The organism is Pseudoalteromonas sp. SR45-5 (assembly GCF_014163565.1).
GTDB lineage: Bacteria > Pseudomonadota > Gammaproteobacteria > Enterobacterales > Alteromonadaceae > Pseudoalteromonas > Pseudoalteromonas distincta.
Genome location: NZ_JACJDN010000727.1, coordinates 1 through 1,821 on the forward strand (window position 1 = coordinate 1; position 1,821 = coordinate 1,821).

The following is a 1,821-nucleotide window of genomic DNA, read 5'->3' on the forward strand; positions in this document are numbered from 1 at the left end:
ATAAATTAACTACTTCTGACATCTACTTTAAGTTTTAGCTTTTGGCCAGGTTGTAAGTATTTTTGACCGGCTAAATTATTCCACTTAATAATTTCGTTAACGCTTAGATTAAACTTAGACGCAATACGTGCAAGTGAGTCACCACGGCGTACTTTGTATGTAATAGTACGGTTGGTACTTGCCGTTGCTTGTGGTTTATTAGCTGACTTATAAACAGTAAGTTTTTGATTTAGGCGCAGTACAGAGTTTTTCTTTAGCTTATTCCATTTAGCCAACTCATCCATAGTTACGTCATATTCGCGGCTAATGTCCCATAACGTGTCGCCACTTTTAACTGTGTGCGAAAGCTTTGTGCGAGTTGCTTTATTAGCAGCTAAGCGCATCTGCTTTGGTAAATGTTCGCTATTTATAGCGCCATCAGTAAGCGGGACTAATAATTCTTGGCCTACTTTAATCGTATTTGATTTGAGTTTATTAAGCGATCGGATTGCACTTGAGCTCGTTGTAAACTTTTTGGCAATTACTGATAAGCTGTCGCCTCGAGCCACAATATAACGTTGCCAGCGTAATCTGTTTTTAACATCAGTGTTTGCTAGTTTTTGGCTAAATTGCTCTGCTTTATCTACTGGCAGTAATAAAGAATGTGGGCCATTAGGATCAGTTGCCCAGCGGTTAAAACCAGGGTTTAATCTGTATAGCTCAGTAAGCGTCATATCGGCCATATCAGCAGCAAGTGCTAAATCTATTTGCGAGCCAACATCAACCACTTCAACCACTTGTGCATTAATTACTGGTTGCCATGTAACGTTAAAATCATCTGAGCGTTTTAATAAATCGGCAAGTGCTAATAACTTTGGTACGTAGGCTGTTGTTTCGCTAGGTAAATCAAGAGACCAAAAATCGGTAGGTAAATGCTTTTTACGATTCTTTTTAATAGCGCGCATCAAGCGCCCTTCACCTGAATTATAAGCAGCAATCGCATTTAGCCAATCGCCTTCAAGTGTTTTATGTAAATACGACAAGTAGTCAAGTGCTGCGCGAGTCGACTGCACTATGTCGCGACGACCGTCGTACCACCAGTTTTGTTTTAAATCGAATCGCTCACCGGTTGCAGGCATAAACTGCCAAATGCCCGATGCGCTGCGATTAGAATAACCAAATGGGTCAAATGCGCTTTCTACAATAGGCAGTAGTGCAATTTCGATTGGCATTTCGCGCTTTTCTACTTCTTCAACAATAAAGTGTAAGTAAGGTTCTGCACGTTTAGAAATACGATCTAAATAGGCTTGGTGGCGAGCGTAATAGTTACGTTCAGTAACAACAGGGCGGTTTTGCGGTATTTCGATAGAAAGTTGGTAGCGAATTCGCTCCCACACATCATCAAACACGGGCGCTTCTTGCTCATCAGAGTCAACTTGCTGATATTGTGCGTTTACCATCAATGCATTGTTAATGTCGTTAGGACTTGCGCCTTCGAGTTGTTGGTTTGCTTGTGTGGCAACTTGAGAGTCTGACTCTAATGTTGTCACAGTTTGACAACCACTTAGCGCTAACGCCAAGGCTACTAATAGGGGAGATTTATTCATAAATACCAATACATCGGGTAAAAAACTCGGCGAATACTACCTGTTATGAGTTAACATTGCCACTTAATGACTTTTTAAAACGCAGAAATAGAATCATCACTATATCTTAAGTTAATGATTCTAATGAAATAAATATTAAAGTATTAGTTTTTGCATTAAAAATTGTCTTTGAACTGTCTCAGACTCGCAAAGTTTCCCCAAGGTTCATTGTTTTTTGTAACCGAGATAAATTTCT

General features: G+C 39.8%; 1 protein-coding gene. It reads right to left on the minus strand.

All coding sequences use genetic code 11. The features are described 5' to 3' along the window. Nucleotides 1-5 precede the first annotated feature (5 nt). Entirely contained in the window at nt 6-1,586 is a 1,581-nt protein-coding gene (locus tag H5072_RS18425; protein WP_149602939.1) for a LysM peptidoglycan-binding domain-containing protein, read from the minus strand. Nucleotides 1,587-1,821: the final 235 nt, after the last annotated feature.

Bases quoted from the DNA above. Each gene is read 5' to 3' on its own strand.
- H5072_RS18425 (WP_149602939.1), bottom strand. From the start codon at position 1,586: ATGAATAAATCTCCCCTATTAGTAGCCTTGGCGTTAGCGCTAAGTGGT.